General features: G+C 68.2%; 25 protein-coding genes. All 25 read right to left on the bottom strand.

Translation table 11 applies throughout. The features are described 5' to 3' along the window. Positions 1-150: 150 nt before the first annotated feature. Entirely contained in the window at positions 151-1,002 is an 852-nt protein-coding gene (gene map, locus ACH495_RS07340; protein ID WP_396856875.1) for a type I methionyl aminopeptidase, read from the bottom strand. Between the two features lie 83 nt (positions 1,003-1,085). After that, entirely contained in the window at positions 1,086-1,739 is a 654-nt protein-coding gene (locus ACH495_RS07345) for an adenylate kinase (RefSeq protein ID WP_396856876.1), read from the bottom strand. Then, positions 1,740-3,068 carry a preprotein translocase subunit SecY gene (gene secY / locus ACH495_RS07350; RefSeq protein WP_396856877.1) on the bottom strand — a complete coding sequence of 443 codons (1,329 nt, stop codon included), beginning with the start codon at positions 3,066-3,068 and terminating at the stop codon, positions 1,740-1,742. It abuts the gene before it with no gap. Positions 3,069-3,304: 236 nt separating this feature from the next. Then, a complete protein-coding gene (rplO, locus tag ACH495_RS07355; RefSeq protein ID WP_181570330.1) occupies positions 3,305-3,748 on the bottom strand; it encodes a 50S ribosomal protein L15 in 444 nt (147 codons plus the stop codon). Continuing rightward, entirely contained in the window at positions 3,748-3,930 is a 183-nt protein-coding gene (rpmD, locus tag ACH495_RS07360) for a 50S ribosomal protein L30 (RefSeq protein ID WP_091065818.1), read from the bottom strand. Before rpmD ends, rplO begins: the two co-directional genes overlap by 1 nt. After that, the gene (rpsE, locus tag ACH495_RS07365; RefSeq protein WP_013288621.1) at positions 3,930-4,544 is read right to left on the bottom strand and encodes a 30S ribosomal protein S5; all 615 of its coding nucleotides are present in this window, start codon (positions 4,542-4,544) and stop codon (positions 3,930-3,932) included. Before rpsE ends, rpmD begins: the two co-directional genes overlap by 1 nt. A 33-nt stretch (positions 4,545-4,577) precedes the next feature. Further along, complete coding sequence (gene rplR, locus ACH495_RS07370; protein WP_396856878.1) at positions 4,578-4,967, bottom strand: 50S ribosomal protein L18; 390 nt, start codon at positions 4,965-4,967, stop codon at positions 4,578-4,580. Next, positions 4,964-5,506, bottom strand: a complete 543-nt coding sequence (gene rplF, locus ACH495_RS07375) for a 50S ribosomal protein L6 (protein WP_107157445.1) — start codon at positions 5,504-5,506, stop codon at positions 4,964-4,966. Before rplF ends, rplR begins: the two co-directional genes overlap by 4 nt. A 16-nt stretch (positions 5,507-5,522) precedes the next feature. Further along, the gene (gene rpsH / locus ACH495_RS07380; RefSeq protein ID WP_107157444.1) at positions 5,523-5,930 is read right to left on the bottom strand and encodes a 30S ribosomal protein S8; all 408 of its coding nucleotides are present in this window, start codon (positions 5,928-5,930) and stop codon (positions 5,523-5,525) included. A gap of 98 nt (positions 5,931-6,028) precedes the next feature. Continuing rightward, positions 6,029-6,214: a type Z 30S ribosomal protein S14 gene (locus ACH495_RS07385; protein WP_007073023.1), complete on the bottom strand. Its 186-nt coding sequence runs from the start codon at positions 6,212-6,214 to the stop codon at positions 6,029-6,031. 1 nt (position 6,215) lies between these two features. Beyond that, positions 6,216-6,785: a 50S ribosomal protein L5 gene (gene rplE / locus ACH495_RS07390; protein ID WP_107157443.1), complete on the bottom strand. Its 570-nt coding sequence runs from the start codon at positions 6,783-6,785 to the stop codon at positions 6,216-6,218. Next, on the bottom strand, positions 6,785-7,105 hold the full coding sequence (rplX, locus tag ACH495_RS07395; protein WP_181570334.1) for a 50S ribosomal protein L24: 321 nt from the start codon (positions 7,103-7,105) through the stop codon (positions 6,785-6,787). Before rplX ends, rplE begins: the two co-directional genes overlap by 1 nt. Continuing rightward, positions 7,102-7,470 carry a 50S ribosomal protein L14 gene (gene rplN / locus ACH495_RS07400; RefSeq protein ID WP_007465279.1) on the bottom strand — a complete coding sequence of 123 codons (369 nt, stop codon included), beginning with the start codon at positions 7,468-7,470 and terminating at the stop codon, positions 7,102-7,104. The genes rplX and rplN overlap by 4 nt, the downstream gene beginning before the upstream one ends. Positions 7,471-7,567: 97 nt before the next feature. Beyond that, positions 7,568-7,849, bottom strand: coding sequence for a 30S ribosomal protein S17 (rpsQ, locus tag ACH495_RS07405; protein ID WP_396856879.1), 282 nt, complete (start codon positions 7,847-7,849; stop codon positions 7,568-7,570). After that, on the bottom strand, positions 7,846-8,082 hold the full coding sequence (rpmC, locus tag ACH495_RS07410) for a 50S ribosomal protein L29 (protein WP_343445064.1): 237 nt from the start codon (positions 8,080-8,082) through the stop codon (positions 7,846-7,848). The genes rpsQ and rpmC overlap by 4 nt, the downstream gene beginning before the upstream one ends. Continuing rightward, positions 8,082-8,507: a 50S ribosomal protein L16 gene (gene rplP / locus ACH495_RS07415; protein ID WP_007465292.1), complete on the bottom strand. Its 426-nt coding sequence runs from the start codon at positions 8,505-8,507 to the stop codon at positions 8,082-8,084. Before rplP ends, rpmC begins: the two co-directional genes overlap by 1 nt. 3 nt (positions 8,508-8,510) lie before the next feature. Then, the gene (rpsC, locus tag ACH495_RS07420; RefSeq protein WP_396856880.1) at positions 8,511-9,392 is read right to left on the bottom strand and encodes a 30S ribosomal protein S3; all 882 of its coding nucleotides are present in this window, start codon (positions 9,390-9,392) and stop codon (positions 8,511-8,513) included. Further along, complete coding sequence (rplV, locus tag ACH495_RS07425; protein WP_396856881.1) at positions 9,392-9,847, bottom strand: 50S ribosomal protein L22; 456 nt, start codon at positions 9,845-9,847, stop codon at positions 9,392-9,394. Before rplV ends, rpsC begins: the two co-directional genes overlap by 1 nt. A 40-nt stretch (positions 9,848-9,887) precedes the next feature. After that, on the bottom strand, positions 9,888-10,169 hold the full coding sequence (rpsS, locus tag ACH495_RS07430) for a 30S ribosomal protein S19 (protein WP_007073032.1): 282 nt from the start codon (positions 10,167-10,169) through the stop codon (positions 9,888-9,890). A gap of 12 nt (positions 10,170-10,181) precedes the next feature. After that, complete coding sequence (rplB, locus tag ACH495_RS07435) at positions 10,182-11,021, bottom strand: 50S ribosomal protein L2 (protein ID WP_091065788.1); 840 nt, start codon at positions 11,019-11,021, stop codon at positions 10,182-10,184. Between the two features lie 12 nt (positions 11,022-11,033). Next, positions 11,034-11,336, bottom strand: a complete 303-nt coding sequence (rplW, locus tag ACH495_RS07440; protein WP_013288632.1) for a 50S ribosomal protein L23 — start codon at positions 11,334-11,336, stop codon at positions 11,034-11,036. Continuing rightward, entirely contained in the window at positions 11,333-11,998 is a 666-nt protein-coding gene (gene rplD / locus ACH495_RS07445; protein ID WP_107157438.1) for a 50S ribosomal protein L4, read from the bottom strand. The genes rplW and rplD overlap by 4 nt, the downstream gene beginning before the upstream one ends. Next, positions 11,995-12,660, bottom strand: coding sequence for a 50S ribosomal protein L3 (gene rplC / locus ACH495_RS07450; protein WP_396856882.1), 666 nt, complete (start codon positions 12,658-12,660; stop codon positions 11,995-11,997). The genes rplD and rplC overlap by 4 nt, the downstream gene beginning before the upstream one ends. 11 nt (positions 12,661-12,671) lie before the next feature. After that, positions 12,672-12,980, bottom strand: coding sequence for a 30S ribosomal protein S10 (rpsJ, locus tag ACH495_RS07455; protein ID WP_007073037.1), 309 nt, complete (start codon positions 12,978-12,980; stop codon positions 12,672-12,674). Between the two features lie 355 nt (positions 12,981-13,335). Further along, positions 13,336-14,529, bottom strand: coding sequence for an elongation factor Tu (gene tuf / locus ACH495_RS07460; RefSeq protein ID WP_396856883.1), 1,194 nt, complete (start codon positions 14,527-14,529; stop codon positions 13,336-13,338). Between the last annotated feature and the right edge of the window lie 20 nt (positions 14,530-14,549).

Genomic DNA, 14,549 nt, shown 5'->3' on the forward strand with positions numbered 1-14,549 from the left:
CGATATACCCCTCAGTCATAAATCTGACCAGAAGGTATATCGCAAAAAGAGAGCGAGGCCGTCGGCCCTACCGGATCGCCGAGACGACCGCGGGCCGCCAGGTCGGTCATGGCCGAGGAGCCGCCGGCAATCCGGCCGGTGGCGGACGGGTCAGCGGGCCGGGGAGTTCGCGGGCTGGCGGGAGGTGACCAGGTCGCCGAGGCGGGCCCGGCCGCCGTCCTCGGCGGTCAGCACCCACACCCCGTCCGCCAGCAGCGCCATCGAGTGCTCCACGTGCACCGCCATCGAGCGGTCCCGCGTCACCACCGTCCAGCCGTCGGCCAGTTCGACGGTACGCGGGGAACCCGCCGTGATCATCGGCTCGATCGCGAGCGCCAGGCCGGGCACCAGCCGCGGCCCCTTGCCGGGGCGACCGTGGTTGAGCACGTGCGGGTCCTGGTGCATCTCCGTGCCGATACCGTGGCCGCCGTAGCCGTCGACGATGCCGTACCGGCCGCCCTTGCGGACCGCGGTCTCCACCGCGTGCGAGATGTCGGTCAGCCGGCCCTTGCCGGAGGCCGCGCCCCGGGCCGCGGCGGCGATCCCGGCCCACATGGCGTCCTCGGCCACCTCGGCCATCCGCAGCAGGGCCGGAGCGACCTCCCCCACCGGCACCGTGATCGCCGCGTCACCGTGCCACCCGTCCAGCACCGCTCCGCAGTCGATCGAGATCAGGTCGCCCTCGCGCAGCACCTGCTCCGGCGACGGGATGGCATGCACCACCTGCTCGTTGACCGAGGAGCAGATCGACGCCGGGAAGCCGTGGTAGCCCTTGAACGACGGGACCGCGCCGGCCTCCCGGATCGTGGCCTCGGCGATCGCGTCGAGGTCGGCGGTCGACACGCCGGGCGCGACCGCCTCCCGCATCCGGCCGAGGGCACGGGCCACCACCAGACCGGCGGCCCGCATCAGCTCGATCTGCTCGGGGGTCTTCAGCTGGATGTCCAGCTGGGGACGGCGCATGACGGCGACACCTTTCGTTACACGGAACAGCGGGGCACGTCGCGCGTACCCCGCTGTTCGTACTCTATCCGCCGGGTGGGAGGTCAGCCGCCGTACGACCGCAGGGCGTCGATGGCGCGGACGGTGACGTCCTCCACCGGCCCGGTCGCGTCGATGCCCACCAGCTTGCCCTGGGCGCCGTAGTAGTCGACCAGCGGCGCGGTCTTCTCGGCGTACTCCCGGAGCCGGGCGGCGATGGTCTCCGGCTTGTCGTCGTCGCGCTGGAACAGATCCGCGCCGCAGCGGTCGCAGACGCCGTCCCGGGTGGTCGCGTCGAACTCGACGTGCCAGATCTTGCCGCAGCCCCGGCAGGTGCGCCGGCCGGAGAGCCGCCGGATCACCTCGTCGTCGTCGACGACCAGCTCCAGCACCAGATCCAGCGCGCTGCCCAGGTCGGCGAGGAGCTTGTCCAGCTCGGCGGCCTGCGGCGTGGTGCGCGGGAAACCGTCGAGCAGGAAGCCCTCGCCGGCGTCCGGCTCGGCGAGCCGGTCCCGGACCATGTTGATGGTGACGTCGTCCGGGACCAGCTTGCCGGCGTCCATGTACCGCTTGGCCTCGACGCCCAGCGGGGTGCCCTGGGTGACGTTGGCCCGGAAGATGTCACCGGTGGAGATCTTCGGCACCGACAGGTGCGCGGCGATGAACTCCGCCTGTGTGCCCTTGCCCGCGCCCGGCGGGCCAACCAGAACGAGTCGCATCTACCGCAGGAACCCTTCGTAGTTCCGCTGCATGAGTTGGCTCTCGATCTGCTTCACGGTCTCCAGACCGACGCCGACCATGATGAGCACAGCGGTGCCGCCGAACGGGAAGTTCTGGAACTGCTGGTTGTCCAACCAGATGAAGAAGAAGTTCGGCAGGATCGCGACGATGCCGAGGTAGAGCGCACCCGGCAGGGTGATCCGGCTGAGGATGAAGTCGAGGTACTCGGCGGTCGGCTTGCCGGGGCGGATGCCCGGCACGAAGCCGCCGTACTTCTTCATGTTGTCCGCGACCTCGGTCGGGTTGAACGTGATCGACACGTAGAAGTACGTGAAGAAGATGATCAGCAGGAAGTAGATCGCGATGTGCTCCGGCGCGCTCGCCTTCACGATGTGGTTCTGGATCCAGGCCTGGACCTTGCCCGGGTCGTTCTGGTCGAAGAACTGGAGCGCGAGCGTCGGCAGGTAGAGCAGCGACGAGGCGAAGATGACCGGGATGACGCCGGCCTGGTTCACCTTGAGCGGGATGTAGGTGGACGTGCCGCCGTACATCCGCCGGCCGATCATGCGCTTCGCGTACTGCACCGGGATCCGGCGCTGGGCCTGCTCGATGAACGTGACAGCGGTGATGACCAGCAGCACCAGGGCGATGACGAGGAGGAACATCCCCCAGCCCTTGGTGGTCTTGATCTTCCAGCCCTCGCTGGGGAGCCGGGCCGCGATCGAGGTGAAGATCAGCACCGACATGCCGTTGCCGACGCCCCGGTCGGTGATCAGCTCGCCGAGCCACATCACCACGCCGGTGCCGGCGGTCATGGTCATGACCAGGATGACCAGGGTCAGCCAGTCCGGGATGCCGGTGCCCTTGGGCACGACCGGGAACTGGTCGCACTGGTTGTTGAACAGCTGCCCGGAGCGGGCCAGCGCCACGAACGCCGAGGACTGGAGGATGCCCAGGCCCAGCGTGAGGTAGCGGGTGTACTGGGTGATCTTCGCCTGACCGGCCTGGCCCTCCTTGCGGAGCTGCTCCAGGCGCGGGATCACCACCGTCAGCAGCTGCAGGATGATCGACGCGGTGATGTAGGGCATGATGCCCAGCGCGAAGACCGACAGCTGGAGCAGCGCGCCGCCGGAGAAGAGGTCCAGCAGGTTCAGCGGGCTCGTGCCGCCGCCCTGGATGGTGTCGAGGCACTTCTGCACGTTGCCGTACGAGACGCCCGGGCTGGGCAGCGTGGCGCCCAACCGGTAGACCGCGATGATGCCTACTGTGAACAGCAGCTTCTTGCGCAGGTCAGGCGTACGGAACGCACTGAGAAAGGCGGACAGCAACTTCTTCCTCCTGCGCGACGCGGGCCGCCGGTGACGATCCCTGGCGGGGCGGGGTGGGTGCCGGGCGGAGTGCCCGGAATCCATGGCTGGCAACGGACTCTAACAGTCCGATCCCGGTCCGGGCAGATGTGCCCGGCTACATAAACCGAATCCGATGTTACCCGGCGCACACGCGACCGGTAGACCATGACGCCCGCCCAGTTGCGAACAACTGAGCGGGCGCCACGAACATGCCCTTACAGCTCGGTGACCGAGCCGCCGGCCGCGGTGATCTTCTCCTTGGCCGACGCGCTGAACGCGTGCGCCGACACCTGGAGGGACACACCGCCGAGGTCGCCGGTGCCGAGCACCTTGACCGGGTGGCCCTTGCGGACCGCGCCGGACTCGACCAGCTCGACGGGGCCGACCTGGCCGCCGTTCGGGAAGAGCTCCGCCAGCCGGTCCAGGTTGACCACCTGGAACACGACCTTGAACTTGTTCTTGAAGCCCTTCATCTTCGGCAGGCGCATGTGGATGGGCATCTGCCCACCCTCGAACGCCGGCGAGATGTTCTTCCGGGCCTTCGAACCCTTGGTACCGCGTCCGGCGGTCTTGCCCTTCGAGCCCTCACCGCGACCCACACGGGTCTTGTCGGTCTTGGCCCCCGGGGCGGGACGCAGGTGGTGCACCTTGATCGTCATTACTCGACCTCCTCGACCTTCACGAGGTGGTTGACCGTGAAGATCATGCCTCGGATCTCCGGCCGGTCCTCCTTGACCACCACGTCGTTGATCCGCTTGAGACCGAGCGAACGCAGCGAGTCACGCTGGTTCTGCTTCCGCCCGATGCCGGACCGGACCTGGGTGACCTTCAGACGTGCCATCAGGACGCCACCCCCGCACGCGACGCCAGCATGGCGGCCGGCGCGACGTCCTCCACCGGCAGGCCACGACGCGCCGCGACCTGCTCGGGGGACTCCAGCCCCTTCAGGGCCGCCACGGTGGCGTGCACGATGTTGATCGGGTTCGACGAGCCGAGGCTCTTGGAGAGCACGTCGTGGATGCCCGCGCACTCCAGCACGGCACGCACCGGCCCACCGGCGATGACACCCGTACCGGCGGAGGCCGGCTTGAGCAGCACCACACCGGCGGCGTCCTCGCCCGTGACCGGGTGCGGGATCGACTGGCCGATCCGCGGCACCTTGAAGAAGTGCTTCTTGGCCTCCTCGACGCCCTTGGCGATCGCCGCGGGCACCTCCTTGGCCTTTCCGTAGCCCACGCCGACGGTGCCGTCGCCGTCGCCCACGATCACCAGGGCGGTGAAGCTGAAGCGACGACCACCCTTCACGACCTTGGCGACGCGGTTGATCGCGACGACCCGCTCGAGGTGCGGGGTCTTCTCGACGGGCGCGTTTCCGCGGCCGCCCTCACGGCGGTTGTCGCGGCGACCACCCTCGTTGCCACCGGACCCGCCGCCACGGCGCTGTTGACCTGGCATCAGCAGCCTTCCTTCTCTCTCGTGACGGGGTTTCTAGAACTCGAGCCCGGCTTCGCGGGCGGCCTTGGCAAGCGCGGCGACCCGCCCCGCGTACCGGTTGCCACCGCGGTCGAAGACGACCTTCGAGACGCCGGCGGCCTTGGCACGCTCGGCGAGCAGCTCGCCGACCTTGCCGGCCAGGGCGCTCTTGTCGCCCTCGGCGCCGCGCAGCGAGGCGTCCATGGTCGACGCCGACGCCAGGGTGTGACCCTTGGTGTCGTCGACGACCTGGGCCACCATGTGCCGCAGGGAACGGGTGACGACGAGGCGAGGACGCTCGGCGGTGCCGCTGACGTTCTTGCGGACCCGGAAGTGCCGACGCGCACGCCCGACGGCACGCTTGGCGGCAACGCCGCGGCGGCGCTTGAGCAGCGTGGCGCTCACTTCTTACCTGCCTTTCCAGCCTTACGGCGGATGACCTCGCCCTGGTACTTCACGCCCTTGCCCTTGTAGGGCTCCGGCGGGCGGATCTTCCGGATGTTGGCGGCGACCTCGCCGACCTGCTGCTTGTCGATGCCGGCCACGTGGAACAGCGTCGGCCGCTCGACCGTGAAGGTGATGCCGTCCGGCGCCTGCACCACGACCGGGTGCGAGAACCCGAGCGCGAACTCCAGGTCCTTGCCCTTGGCGGTCACCCGGTAACCGGTGCCGGCGATCTCCAGGCTCTTGCGGTAGCCCTCGGTCACCCCGACAATCATGTTGGCCACCAGCGTACGGCTCAGGCCGTGCAGCTCCTTGGCCTTGCGCTCGTCGTTGGGCCGGTTGACGTGCAGCTCGCCGCTCTCGTCCCGCTCCGCCGTGATCGGCTCGGCCAGCACGTGGCTCAGCTCGCCCTTGGGGCCCTTGACCTTGACGGTCTGGCCGTCGATCGTGATGTCGACGCCGGATGGCACCGGGATCGACTTACGTCCAATACGCGACATTTCTACCTGTCTCCCGTTACCAGACGAAGGCGAGGACTTCCCCGCCAACGCTCCGCTTGCGGGCCTGCCGGTCGGTGAGCAGCCCCTGGGACGTCGAAATGATCGCCACACCAAGCCCGCCGAGCACCCGCGGGAGCCCTTCCGACTTGGCGTACACCCGGAGACCGGGCTTGGACACGCGCTTGATGCCGGCCAGGCTCCGCTCGCGGTTCTGGCCGTACTTCAGCTCGACGACCAGTCGCTTGCCGACGGCACCCTCCTCGGGGTCCTCGACCGACCAGGTGGCGATGTAACCCTCGGCCTTGAGGACCTCGGCGATGTTCGCCTTGATCTTCGAGTAGGGCATCGTCACCCGGTCGTGGTACGCCTGGTTGGCGTTACGCAGACGCGTGAGCATGTCTGCGATCGGGTCGGTCATCGTCATGAAAACTCGTCAACCTTTCTCGCCGGGGTTCCCCGGGCCAGGCCCGGGGCCTACGGCGAAGAGACAGTTCAGCTGACGCGCCGGAGCGCGCCGGGCTATTACCAGGAAGCCTTGGACACGCCGGGCAGCTCACCGCGGTGGGCCATCTCCCGGATGCACACCCGGCAGAGACCGAACTTGCGGTAGACCGCCTTCGGACGCCCGCACCGCTGGCAGCGGGTGTACGCGCGAACCGAGAACTTCGGCTTCGCGGCCGCCTTGAGGATCAGCGCCTTCTTGGCCATCTCAGTTCTCCTTGAACGGGAAGCCCAGGAGCTTGAGCAGCGCCCGGCCCTCGTCGTCGGTCGTGGCGGTCGTGACCACCGTGATGTCCATGCCCCGCTGGCGATCGATCTTGTCCTGGTCGATCTCGTGGAACACCGACTGCTCGGTCAGACCGAACGTGTAGTTGCCGTGCCCGTCGAGCTTGCGCCCGTCCAGACCGCGGAAGTCACGGATACGCGGCAGCGCGATGGAGAGCAGCCGGTCCAGGAACTCCCACATCCGGTCGCCCCGGAGGGTGACCTTCGCGCCGATCGGCATGCCCTCGCGGAGCTTGAACTGCGCGATGGACTTGGTCGCCCGCCGGACCAGCGGCTTCTGGCCGGTGATGGTGGCCAGATCGCGGACGGCGCCGTCGATCAGCTTGGCGTCGCGAGCGGCCTCGCCGACACCCATGTTGACGACGATCTTGACCATCCGCGGCACCTGCATCGGGTTGCCGTAGCTGTACTGCTTCTGCAGCTCGGCCACGATCTCGTTGCGGTACCGCTCCTTGAGGCGCGGCTGGGTCTTGGTTTCGGTAGCCGTGGTCATCAGAGGTCCTTACCGGTGCTACGCGCGATGCGGACCTTCTGGCCGTTGTCGTCGATCCGGTAGCCGACGCGGGTCGGCTTGCCGTCGGAGTCCATGACCATCACGTTCGAGACGTGGATCGGGGCTTCCTGGGTGACGATGCCGCCGGTCTTGGCGCCACGCTGGGTGGTGCTGATGCGAGTGTGCTTCTTGACCCGGTTCACGCCCTCGACCAGGACCTTGTCCTGCCGCGGGTAGGCCGCGATGACCTTGCCCTTGGCACCCTTGTCCTTGCCGGCGATGACGACGACCGTGTCGCCCTTCTTGACCTTCACGGTCACAACACCTCCGGCGCGAGAGAGATGATCTTCATGAACCGCTTGTCCCGCAGCTCGCGGCCCACCGGGCCGAAGATACGGGTACCGCGCGGGTCCCCGCCGTCCTTGATGATGACGGCGGCGTTCTCGTCGAAGCGGATGTACGACCCGTCCGGCCGCCGCCTCTCCTTGGCGGTCCGAACGACGACGGCCTTGACGACGTCGCCCTTCTTCACACCGGCACCGGGGATCGCGTCCTTGACCGTGGCCACGATGACGTCGCCGATGCTCGCGTAGCGCCGACCGGAGCCACCGAGAACCCGGATGCACAGGATCTCCCGGGCACCCGTGTTGTCGGCGACGCGCAGTCGCGACTCCTGCTGAATCACGTCTATCTCCTATGTCTGCCGGTTCTCCGGCCGCCGGGGGCGGCCGGAGCCTGGCGGAACCTGCGCCCGACCGATCCCGGCCGAGCTCGAGCCTTCGCTACTTGGCCTTCTCGAGGATCTCCACGAGCCGCCACCGCTTGGTGGCGGAGAGCGGCCGGGTCTCCATGATCAGGACCCGGTCGCCGATGCCGGCCGAGTTCTGCTCGTCGTGCACCTTCAGCTTGCGGGTACGGCGCATGATCTTGCCGTACAGCGCGTGCTTGACCCGGTCCTCGACCTCGACCACGACGGTCTTGTCCATCTTGTCGCTGACCACGAGGCCCTCGCGAACCTTACGGCGGGACCGCGTGTCGGCGGTGGTGGTGGTGTTCTCACTCATGATGCAGTCACCTCAGTCGGCGCGGTCGAGAGACCCAACTCACGCTCACGCATGATCGTGTAGATCCGGGCGATCTCCCGACGGATGACCTGCAGCCGCCGGTTGTTGTCCAGCTGCCCGGTTGCGCCCTGCACGCGGAGGTTGAACAGCTCCGCCTTCGCCTCGCGCAGCTTCGTGACCAGCTCCTCGTCGGAGTGCTCACGCAGCTCGGAGGCCTTGACGCCCGCTGCCATCAGGATTCACCCACTTCGCGCGTAACAATGCGGCACTTCATCGGGAGCTTGTGGATCGCGCGACGCATCGCCTCTCGCGCGATCTGCTCGTTGGGGAAGGACATCTCGAAGAGGACCCGCCCCGGCTTGACGTTGGCGACCCACCACTCGGGCGAACCCTTACCGGAACCCATCCGGGTCTCGGCCGGCTTCTTGGTGAGGGCCTGGTCCGGGAAGATCGTGATCCAGACCTTGCCACCACGCTTGATGTGGCGGGTCATCGCGATACGTGCCGACTCGATCTGACGGTTGGTCACGTACGCCGGCTCAAGAGCCTGGATCCCGAACTCGCCGAACACCACCCGGTTACCACCCTTGGACGCGCCACTGCGGTCCGGGTGGTGCGGCTTGCGGAAGCCCTTCGGGGGCTTGCGCGGCATCAGCATCTGTCAGCCCTCCTGCTGCGTTTCTGCCGGCTGGGTCGGAGCCGAGGCGGCTGCGGCGACAGCGCTGCTGTCGACCGGCTCACCGGCCGGCGTCTCCGCCTGCTGCGCGATGGTGGTCGCGGCAGCGCGGCCGGCCTCGGTGCCACCGGCGGTCGTACCCGACGAGCCCGACCGGCCACGGCGCGGCCGGTCCGGCCGGTCGCCACGGTCGCGGCGCGGGCCACGCGACGGGGCGGCCTCGGCCGGGGCCTCACGGCCCGGCACGGCGTCGCCCTTGTAGATCCAGACCTTCACGCCGATCCGGCCGAAGGTGGTACGGGCCTCGAAGAAGCCGTACTCGATGTTGGCCCGCAGCGTGTGCAGCGGGACGCGGCCCTCGCGGTAGAACTCGGTCCGGCTCATCTCGGCGCCGCCGAGACGGCCCGAGACCTGGACCCGGATGCCCTTGCAGGCCGGGTTCTTCATCGCGGACTGCATGGACTTGCGCATGGCCCGACGGAAGCTGACCCGGCTGGACAGCTGCTCGGCGACACCCTGGGCGACCAGCTGCGCGTCCGACTCGGGGTTCTTCACCTCGATGATGTTCAGCTGGACCTGCTTGCCGGTGAGCTTCTCCAGCTCGCCGCGGATCCGGTCGGCCTCCGCACCCTTACGGCCGATGACGATGCCCGGCCGGGCGGTGTGGATGTCGACGCGGACCCGGTCCCGGGTGCGCTCGATGTCGACCTTGGAGATGCCGGCACGCTCGAGGCCCTTGGACATCATCCGGCGGATCTTGACATCCTCGCCGATGTAGTCCTTGTAGAGCTTGTCCGCGAACCAGCGGGACTTCCAGTCGGTCGAGATGCCGAGCCGGAACCCAGTGGGGTGAACCTTCTGACCCATTACTCGGCACCCTCCGTCGTGGTCTGCGCCTGCGCCGGCTCGGCCTGGTTGGCCGGAGCGGCCTTCTTGGCCGACTTCTTCGGCGCGGCCGGAGCCACGGCCTCGACCGCCACCGTGATGTGGCAGGTCCGCTTGCGGATCCGGTAGGCCCGGCCCTGCGCCCGCGGCCGGAACCGCTTCATCGTCGGGCCCTCGTCGACGAACGCCTCGCTGACGAGCAGCGCGTCGGGGTCCAGCCGCTCGTTGTTCTCCGCGTTGGCGATCGCGCTCGCGAGCACCTTGTACACCTGCTCGCTCGCAGCCTGCGGCGCGAACTGCAGCACCGTGAGAGCCTCCTTCGCGGGCAGGCCGCGGACGAGGTTGACCACCCGGCGCGCCTTCATCGGCGAGATGCGCACGTGCCGCGCAACCGCCCGCGCGCCCGGAAGCACCGGAGCGTCGCCCTTTCCTGGCATCGCTGTAACCCCTTGTTCCTCTATCCGTATGCCCGCGGCGTCAGCGCCGGCGGCTCTTCCGGTCGTCCTTCTCGTGACCCTTGAACGTGCGGGTCAGCGCGAACTCGCCGAGCTTGTGCCCGACCATGGCCTCGGTCACGAAGACCGGGACGTGCTTGCGTCCGTCGTGCACGGCGATCGTGTGTCCCAGCATCTCCGGGATGATCGTCGAGCGCCGCGACCAGGTCTTGATCACGTTCTTCGAGCCCTTGTCGTTCTGCGTCTCCACCTTCTTGAGCAGGTGGTCGTCGACGAACGGGCCCTTCTTCAGGCTGCGAGGCATGTCTTATCTCCCTCAGCCGCGCTTACGCGTGGCGTAGCGGCGGCGGACGATCAGCCGGTCGCTCGGCTGGCCCTTACGACGGGTGCGGCCCTCGGGCTTACCCTGCGGGTTGACCGGGTGGCGACCACCGGAGGTCTTACCCTCACCACCACCGTGCGGGTGGTCGACCGGGTTCATGGCGACACCACGGACGGTCGGGCGCTTGCCCTTCCACCGCATCCGGCCGGCCTTGCCCCAGTTGATGTTCGACTGGTCGGCGTTGCCGATCTCGCCGACGCTGGCGCGGCAGCGCACGTCGACCCGCCGGATCTCACCGGACGGCATACGCAGGGTCGCGTACGCGCCCTCGCGGCCGAGCAGCTGGATGCCGACGCCGGCCGAGCGGGCCAGCTTGGCGCCGCCGCCCGGGCGCAGCTCCACGTTGTGGATGGTGGTACCGACCGGGATGTTGCGCAGCGGCAGGTTGTTACCCGGCTTGATGTCGGCGCCCGGGCCGGACTCGACACGGTCGCCCTGCTTCAGGTCCTTCGGCGCGAGGATGTAGCGCTTCTCGCCGTCGGCGTAGTGCAGCAGCGCGATGCGCGCGGTGCGGTTCGGGTCGTACTCGATGTGGGCGACCTTCGCCGGCACGCCGTCCTTGTCGACCCGCTTGAAGTCGATCAGACGGTACTGGCGCTTGTGGCCGCCACCGTGGTGCCGCGTGGTGATCCGGCCGTGGGCGTTACGCCCGCCCTTCTTCGGCAGCGGAGCCAGCAGCGACTTCTCCGGCGTGGACCGGGTGATCTCGGCGAAGTCGGCGACGCTGGAGCCTCGCCGGCCCGGCGTCGTCGGCTTGTACTTACGGATAGCCATTGTCTACACCCCTCAGCTGACCGGGCCGCCGAAGGCCTCGATACGGTCACCGTCAGCCAGCTTCACCATCGCGCGCTTGGTGTCCTTGCGCTTGCCGAACCCGGTACGGGTCCGCTTGCGCTTGCCCTCGCGGTTGAGCGTGTTGACCGTCAGGACGCGGACGTTGAAGATCTGCTGGATAGCGATCTTGATCTCGGTCTTGTTCGCGTCCGGGTGCACCAGGAAGGTGTACCAGTTCCGGTTCAGCTCGCTGTAGCTCTTCTCCGAGACGACCGGCGCGACGATGACGTCACGCGGATCGGCGATCGTGCTCACTTGCCATCCTCCTCGGTGGTCTCGGCGGGCACGCCCAGGAACTCGTCCAGGGCCTCCTTGGTGAAGACCACGTCGTCGGCCACCAGCACGTCGTACGTGTTGAGCTGGCCGGCCTCGATCAGGTGCACCCGGCTGTCCCGCGTGTTGCGCAGGTTCCGCAGCGACACCCAGTTCAGCTCGTCGGTGCTGCTCAGCACGACCAGCACCCGGCGGGCGGCGGTCAGCTTCGTCAGCGTGGCCAGGGCGGCCTTGGTCGACGGCTTCTCGCCCGAGACGAACGCCTCGACGACGTGCACCTGGCCGGCGCGGGCCCGGTCGGAGAGGGCGCCACGCAGGGCGGCGGCCTTCATCTTCTTCGGGGTGCGCTGGCTGTAGTCGCGCGGCGTCGGGCCGTGGACCACGCCACCGCCGGCGAACTGCGGCGCGCGGGTCGAACCCTGACGGGCACGACCGGTGCCCTTCTGCTTGTAAGGCTTCCGGCCACCGCCGGAGACCTCACCGCGGGTCTTGGTCTTGTGCGTGCCCTGCCGGGCCGCCGCGAGCTGAGCCACCACGACCTGGTGCATCAGCGCGACGTTGGCCTGGACGTCGAAGATGTCGGCCGGCAGCTCGACGGAGCCGCTCTTGCCGCCTTCGACGTTGAGGACGTCAACGGTGGTCACTTGGCCACACCGCCCTTCTTCACCTTCGCCTTGGCCGCGGTACGGACCAGGACGAGCGCGCCCTTCGGGCCCGGGATGGCGCCACGGACGAGCAGGAGGTTGTTCTCGGTGTCGACCGCCTGGACGGTCAGGTTCTGGACGGTGTAGCGCACGCCACCCATCCGGCCCGCCATCCGGGTGCCCTTGAAGACGCGACCCGGGGTCGCGCAGGCGCCGATCGAACCGGGCGAGCGGTGCTTGCGCTCGACACCGTGGCTGGCGCGCAGACCGTGGAAGCCGTGCCGCTTCATCGGGCCGGCGTAGCCCTTGCCCTTGGTCTTGCCGGTCACGTCGATCACGGCCCCGACCGGGAACTCCTCGACCGTGACCTCCTGGCCCGGCGCGTAGTCCGCGGCGTCGGCGGTGCGCAGCTCGACGATGTGCCGGCGCGGCGCGACGTCCGCCTTGGCGTAGTGGCCGGCGACCGGCTTCTTGACCTTGCGCGGGTCGATGGCCCCGTAGGCGAGCTGAACGGCGGAGTAGCCGTCCTTGTCGGCGCTACGAACCTGGCTCACGACGCACGGGCCGGCCTCGACCACGGTCACGGGGACGACCTTGTTGTTGTCCCAGACCTGGGTCATGCCGAGCTTGGCGCCCAGGATCCCCTTGACTTGCCTGTCCATTTGATCGATCCCTACAGCTTGATCTCGATGTCGACGCCAGCCGGCAGGTCGAGGCGCATGAGCGAGTCGACCGTCTTCGGGGTCGGGTCGATGATGTCGATCAGACGCTTGTGCGTGCGCATCTCGAAGTGCTCGCGCGAGTCCTTGTACTTGTGCGGCGAGCGGATGACGCAGAAACGGTTGATCTCCGTGGGCAGCGGCACCGGGCCAGCGACCTGCGCCCCGGTACGCGTCACCGTCTCGACGATCTTCCGAGCCGAGGAGTCGACGACCTCGTGGTCATAGGCCTTGAGCCGGATGCGGATCTTCTGTCCCGCCATGGTGGCTTCTGTTCCTTCTCTCGATGCCGCTGTGTCGCGGGCACCTGTACCGGCTGGTACAGGCCCACTTCCGCCGACCCCCGCGGTCGGGCGTGTCGCGCCCGTGGACCAGGCTCCGCCCCGAGGCTCCGGAGCGATTCTCTGACCGCGCGGTGGGTCATGGCGCCGATCGCGGTGACCGCGACCTGGACGCCGCGCGAGGGTGGTTGACCACCGATGGCGATCAACCACCCCACGCGAAACGATCTGACTCCCGGAGGTCCAGCCTCAACCGGACGCAGGTGACCGACCGTCGTTATGCAACCTGACTAGTATGCCGCACGACCGGCGGCGACGCTAATCGGGGTTACCCAGCTCACTTGATGATCTTGGTGACGCGACCCGCGCCGACCGTACGACCGCCCTCGCGGATCGCGAACTTCAGGTTGTCCTCCATGGCGATGGGCTGGATCAGCTTCACCGACATCGAGGTGTTGTCGCCCGGCATGACCATCTCGGTGCCCTCGGGCAGCGTGACGACGCCGGTGACGTCCGTGGTCCGGAAGTAGAACTGCGGGCGGTAGTTCTGGAAGAACGGGGTGTGGCGGCCACCCTCCTCCTTGGAGAGGATGTAGACCGTCGCCTCGAACTCCGTGTGCGGGGTCGTGGTGCCCGGCTTGATGACGACCATGCCGCGCTCGACGTCCTCGCGCTTGGTGCCACGCAGCAGTAGGCCGACGTTCTCACCTGCGCGGGCGTCGTCCAGGGTCTTCCGGAACATCTCGATCGCGGTGACCTTGGTCTTGAAGCCCTTCTCGCGGATGCCGACGACCTCGACGTCCTCGTTCGGGAGCAGCACGCCACGCTCGACACGACCGGTGACGACGGTGCCACGACCGGTGATCGTGAACACGTCCTCGACGGGCATGAGGAACGGCTTCTCGGTCTCGCGCTCCGGCTGCGGGATCGCGGTGTCGACCGCGCTCATCAGCTCGAGCAGCTTCTCGGTCCAGACCGGGTCGCCCTCGAGCGCCTTCAGCGCGGAGACCTGGACGACCGGCAGGTCGTCACCCGGGTACTCCTGCGAGGAGAGCAGCTCGCGGACCTCGAGCTCGACGAGCTCCAGGAGCTCCTCGTCGTCGACCATGTCGCTCTTGTTGAGCGCCACGACGATGTACGGCACACCGACCTGACGGGCCAGCAGCACGTGCTCGCGGGTCTGCGGCATCGGGCCGTCGGTCGCCGCCACCACCAGGATCGCGCCGTCCATCTGCGCGGCACCGGTGATCATGTTCTTGATGTAGTCGGCGTGACCGGGGCAGTCGACGTGCGCGTAGTGACGCGACTCGGTCTGGTACTCGACGTGCGCGATCGAGATCGTGATGCCGCGGGCCTTCTCCTCCGGCGCCTTGTCGATCTCGTCGAACGGCGTGTACGGGTTGAGGTCCGGGTACTGGTCGTGCAGGACCTTCGTGATGGCCGCCGTCAGCGTCGTCTTACCGTGGTCGATGTGACCAATGGTGCCGATGTTGACGTGCGGCTTAGTCCGCTCGAACTTCGCCTTCGCCACTGGTGTCCTCCTGGTGGACT

Source organism: Micromonospora sp. NPDC018662, from assembly GCF_044391475.1.
Lineage (GTDB): Bacteria > Actinomycetota > Actinomycetes > Mycobacteriales > Micromonosporaceae > Micromonospora.

What these genes read in the sequence shown, in the direction of transcription:
- map (WP_396856875.1), bottom strand. Translation starts at nt 1,002, where the DNA reads ATGCGCCGTCCCCAGCTGGACATCCAGCTGAAGACCCCCGAGCAGATC.
- ACH495_RS07345 (WP_396856876.1), bottom strand. Translation starts at nt 1,739, where the DNA reads ATGCGACTCGTTCTGGTTGGCCCGCCGGGCGCGGGCAAGGGCACACAG.
- rplO (WP_181570330.1), bottom strand. Translation starts at nt 3,748, where the DNA reads ATGACGATCAAGGTGCACCACCTGCGTCCCGCCCCGGGGGCCAAGACC.
- rpmD (WP_091065818.1), bottom strand. Translation starts at nt 3,930, where the DNA reads ATGGCACGTCTGAAGGTCACCCAGGTCCGGTCCGGCATCGGGCGGAAG.
- rpsE (WP_013288621.1), bottom strand. Translation starts at nt 4,544, where the DNA reads ATGCCAGGTCAACAGCGCCGTGGCGGCGGGTCCGGTGGCAACGAGGGT.
- rplF (WP_107157445.1), bottom strand. Translation starts at nt 5,506, where the DNA reads ATGTCGCGTATTGGACGTAAGTCGATCCCGGTGCCATCCGGCGTCGAC.
- rpsH (WP_107157444.1), bottom strand. Translation starts at nt 5,930, where the DNA reads ATGACGATGACCGACCCGATCGCAGACATGCTCACGCGTCTGCGTAAC.
- ACH495_RS07385 (WP_007073023.1), bottom strand. Translation starts at nt 6,214, where the DNA reads ATGGCCAAGAAGGCGCTGATCCTCAAGGCGGCCGCGAAGCCGAAGTTC.
- rplE (WP_107157443.1), bottom strand. Translation starts at nt 6,785, where the DNA reads ATGACCACGGCTACCGAAACCAAGACCCAGCCGCGCCTCAAGGAGCGG.
- rpsQ (WP_396856879.1), bottom strand. Translation starts at nt 7,849, where the DNA reads ATGAGTGAGAACACCACCACCACCGCCGACACGCGGTCCCGCCGTAAG.
- rpmC (WP_343445064.1), bottom strand. Translation starts at nt 8,082, where the DNA reads ATGGCAGCGGGCGTCAAGGCCTCCGAGCTGCGTGAGCACTCCGACGAG.
- rplP (WP_007465292.1), bottom strand. Translation starts at nt 8,507, where the DNA reads ATGCTGATGCCGCGCAAGCCCCCGAAGGGCTTCCGCAAGCCGCACCAC.
- rpsC (WP_396856880.1), bottom strand. Translation starts at nt 9,392, where the DNA reads ATGGGTCAGAAGGTTCACCCCACTGGGTTCCGGCTCGGCATCTCGACC.
- rplV (WP_396856881.1), bottom strand. Translation starts at nt 9,847, where the DNA reads ATGCCAGGAAAGGGCGACGCTCCGGTGCTTCCGGGCGCGCGGGCGGTT.
- rpsS (WP_007073032.1), bottom strand. Translation starts at nt 10,169, where the DNA reads ATGCCTCGCAGCCTGAAGAAGGGCCCGTTCGTCGACGACCACCTGCTC.
- rplB (WP_091065788.1), bottom strand. Translation starts at nt 11,021, where the DNA reads ATGGCTATCCGTAAGTACAAGCCGACGACGCCGGGCCGGCGAGGCTCC.
- rplC (WP_396856882.1), bottom strand. Translation starts at nt 12,660, where the DNA reads ATGGACAGGCAAGTCAAGGGGATCCTGGGCGCCAAGCTCGGCATGACC.
- rpsJ (WP_007073037.1), bottom strand. Translation starts at nt 12,980, where the DNA reads ATGGCGGGACAGAAGATCCGCATCCGGCTCAAGGCCTATGACCACGAG.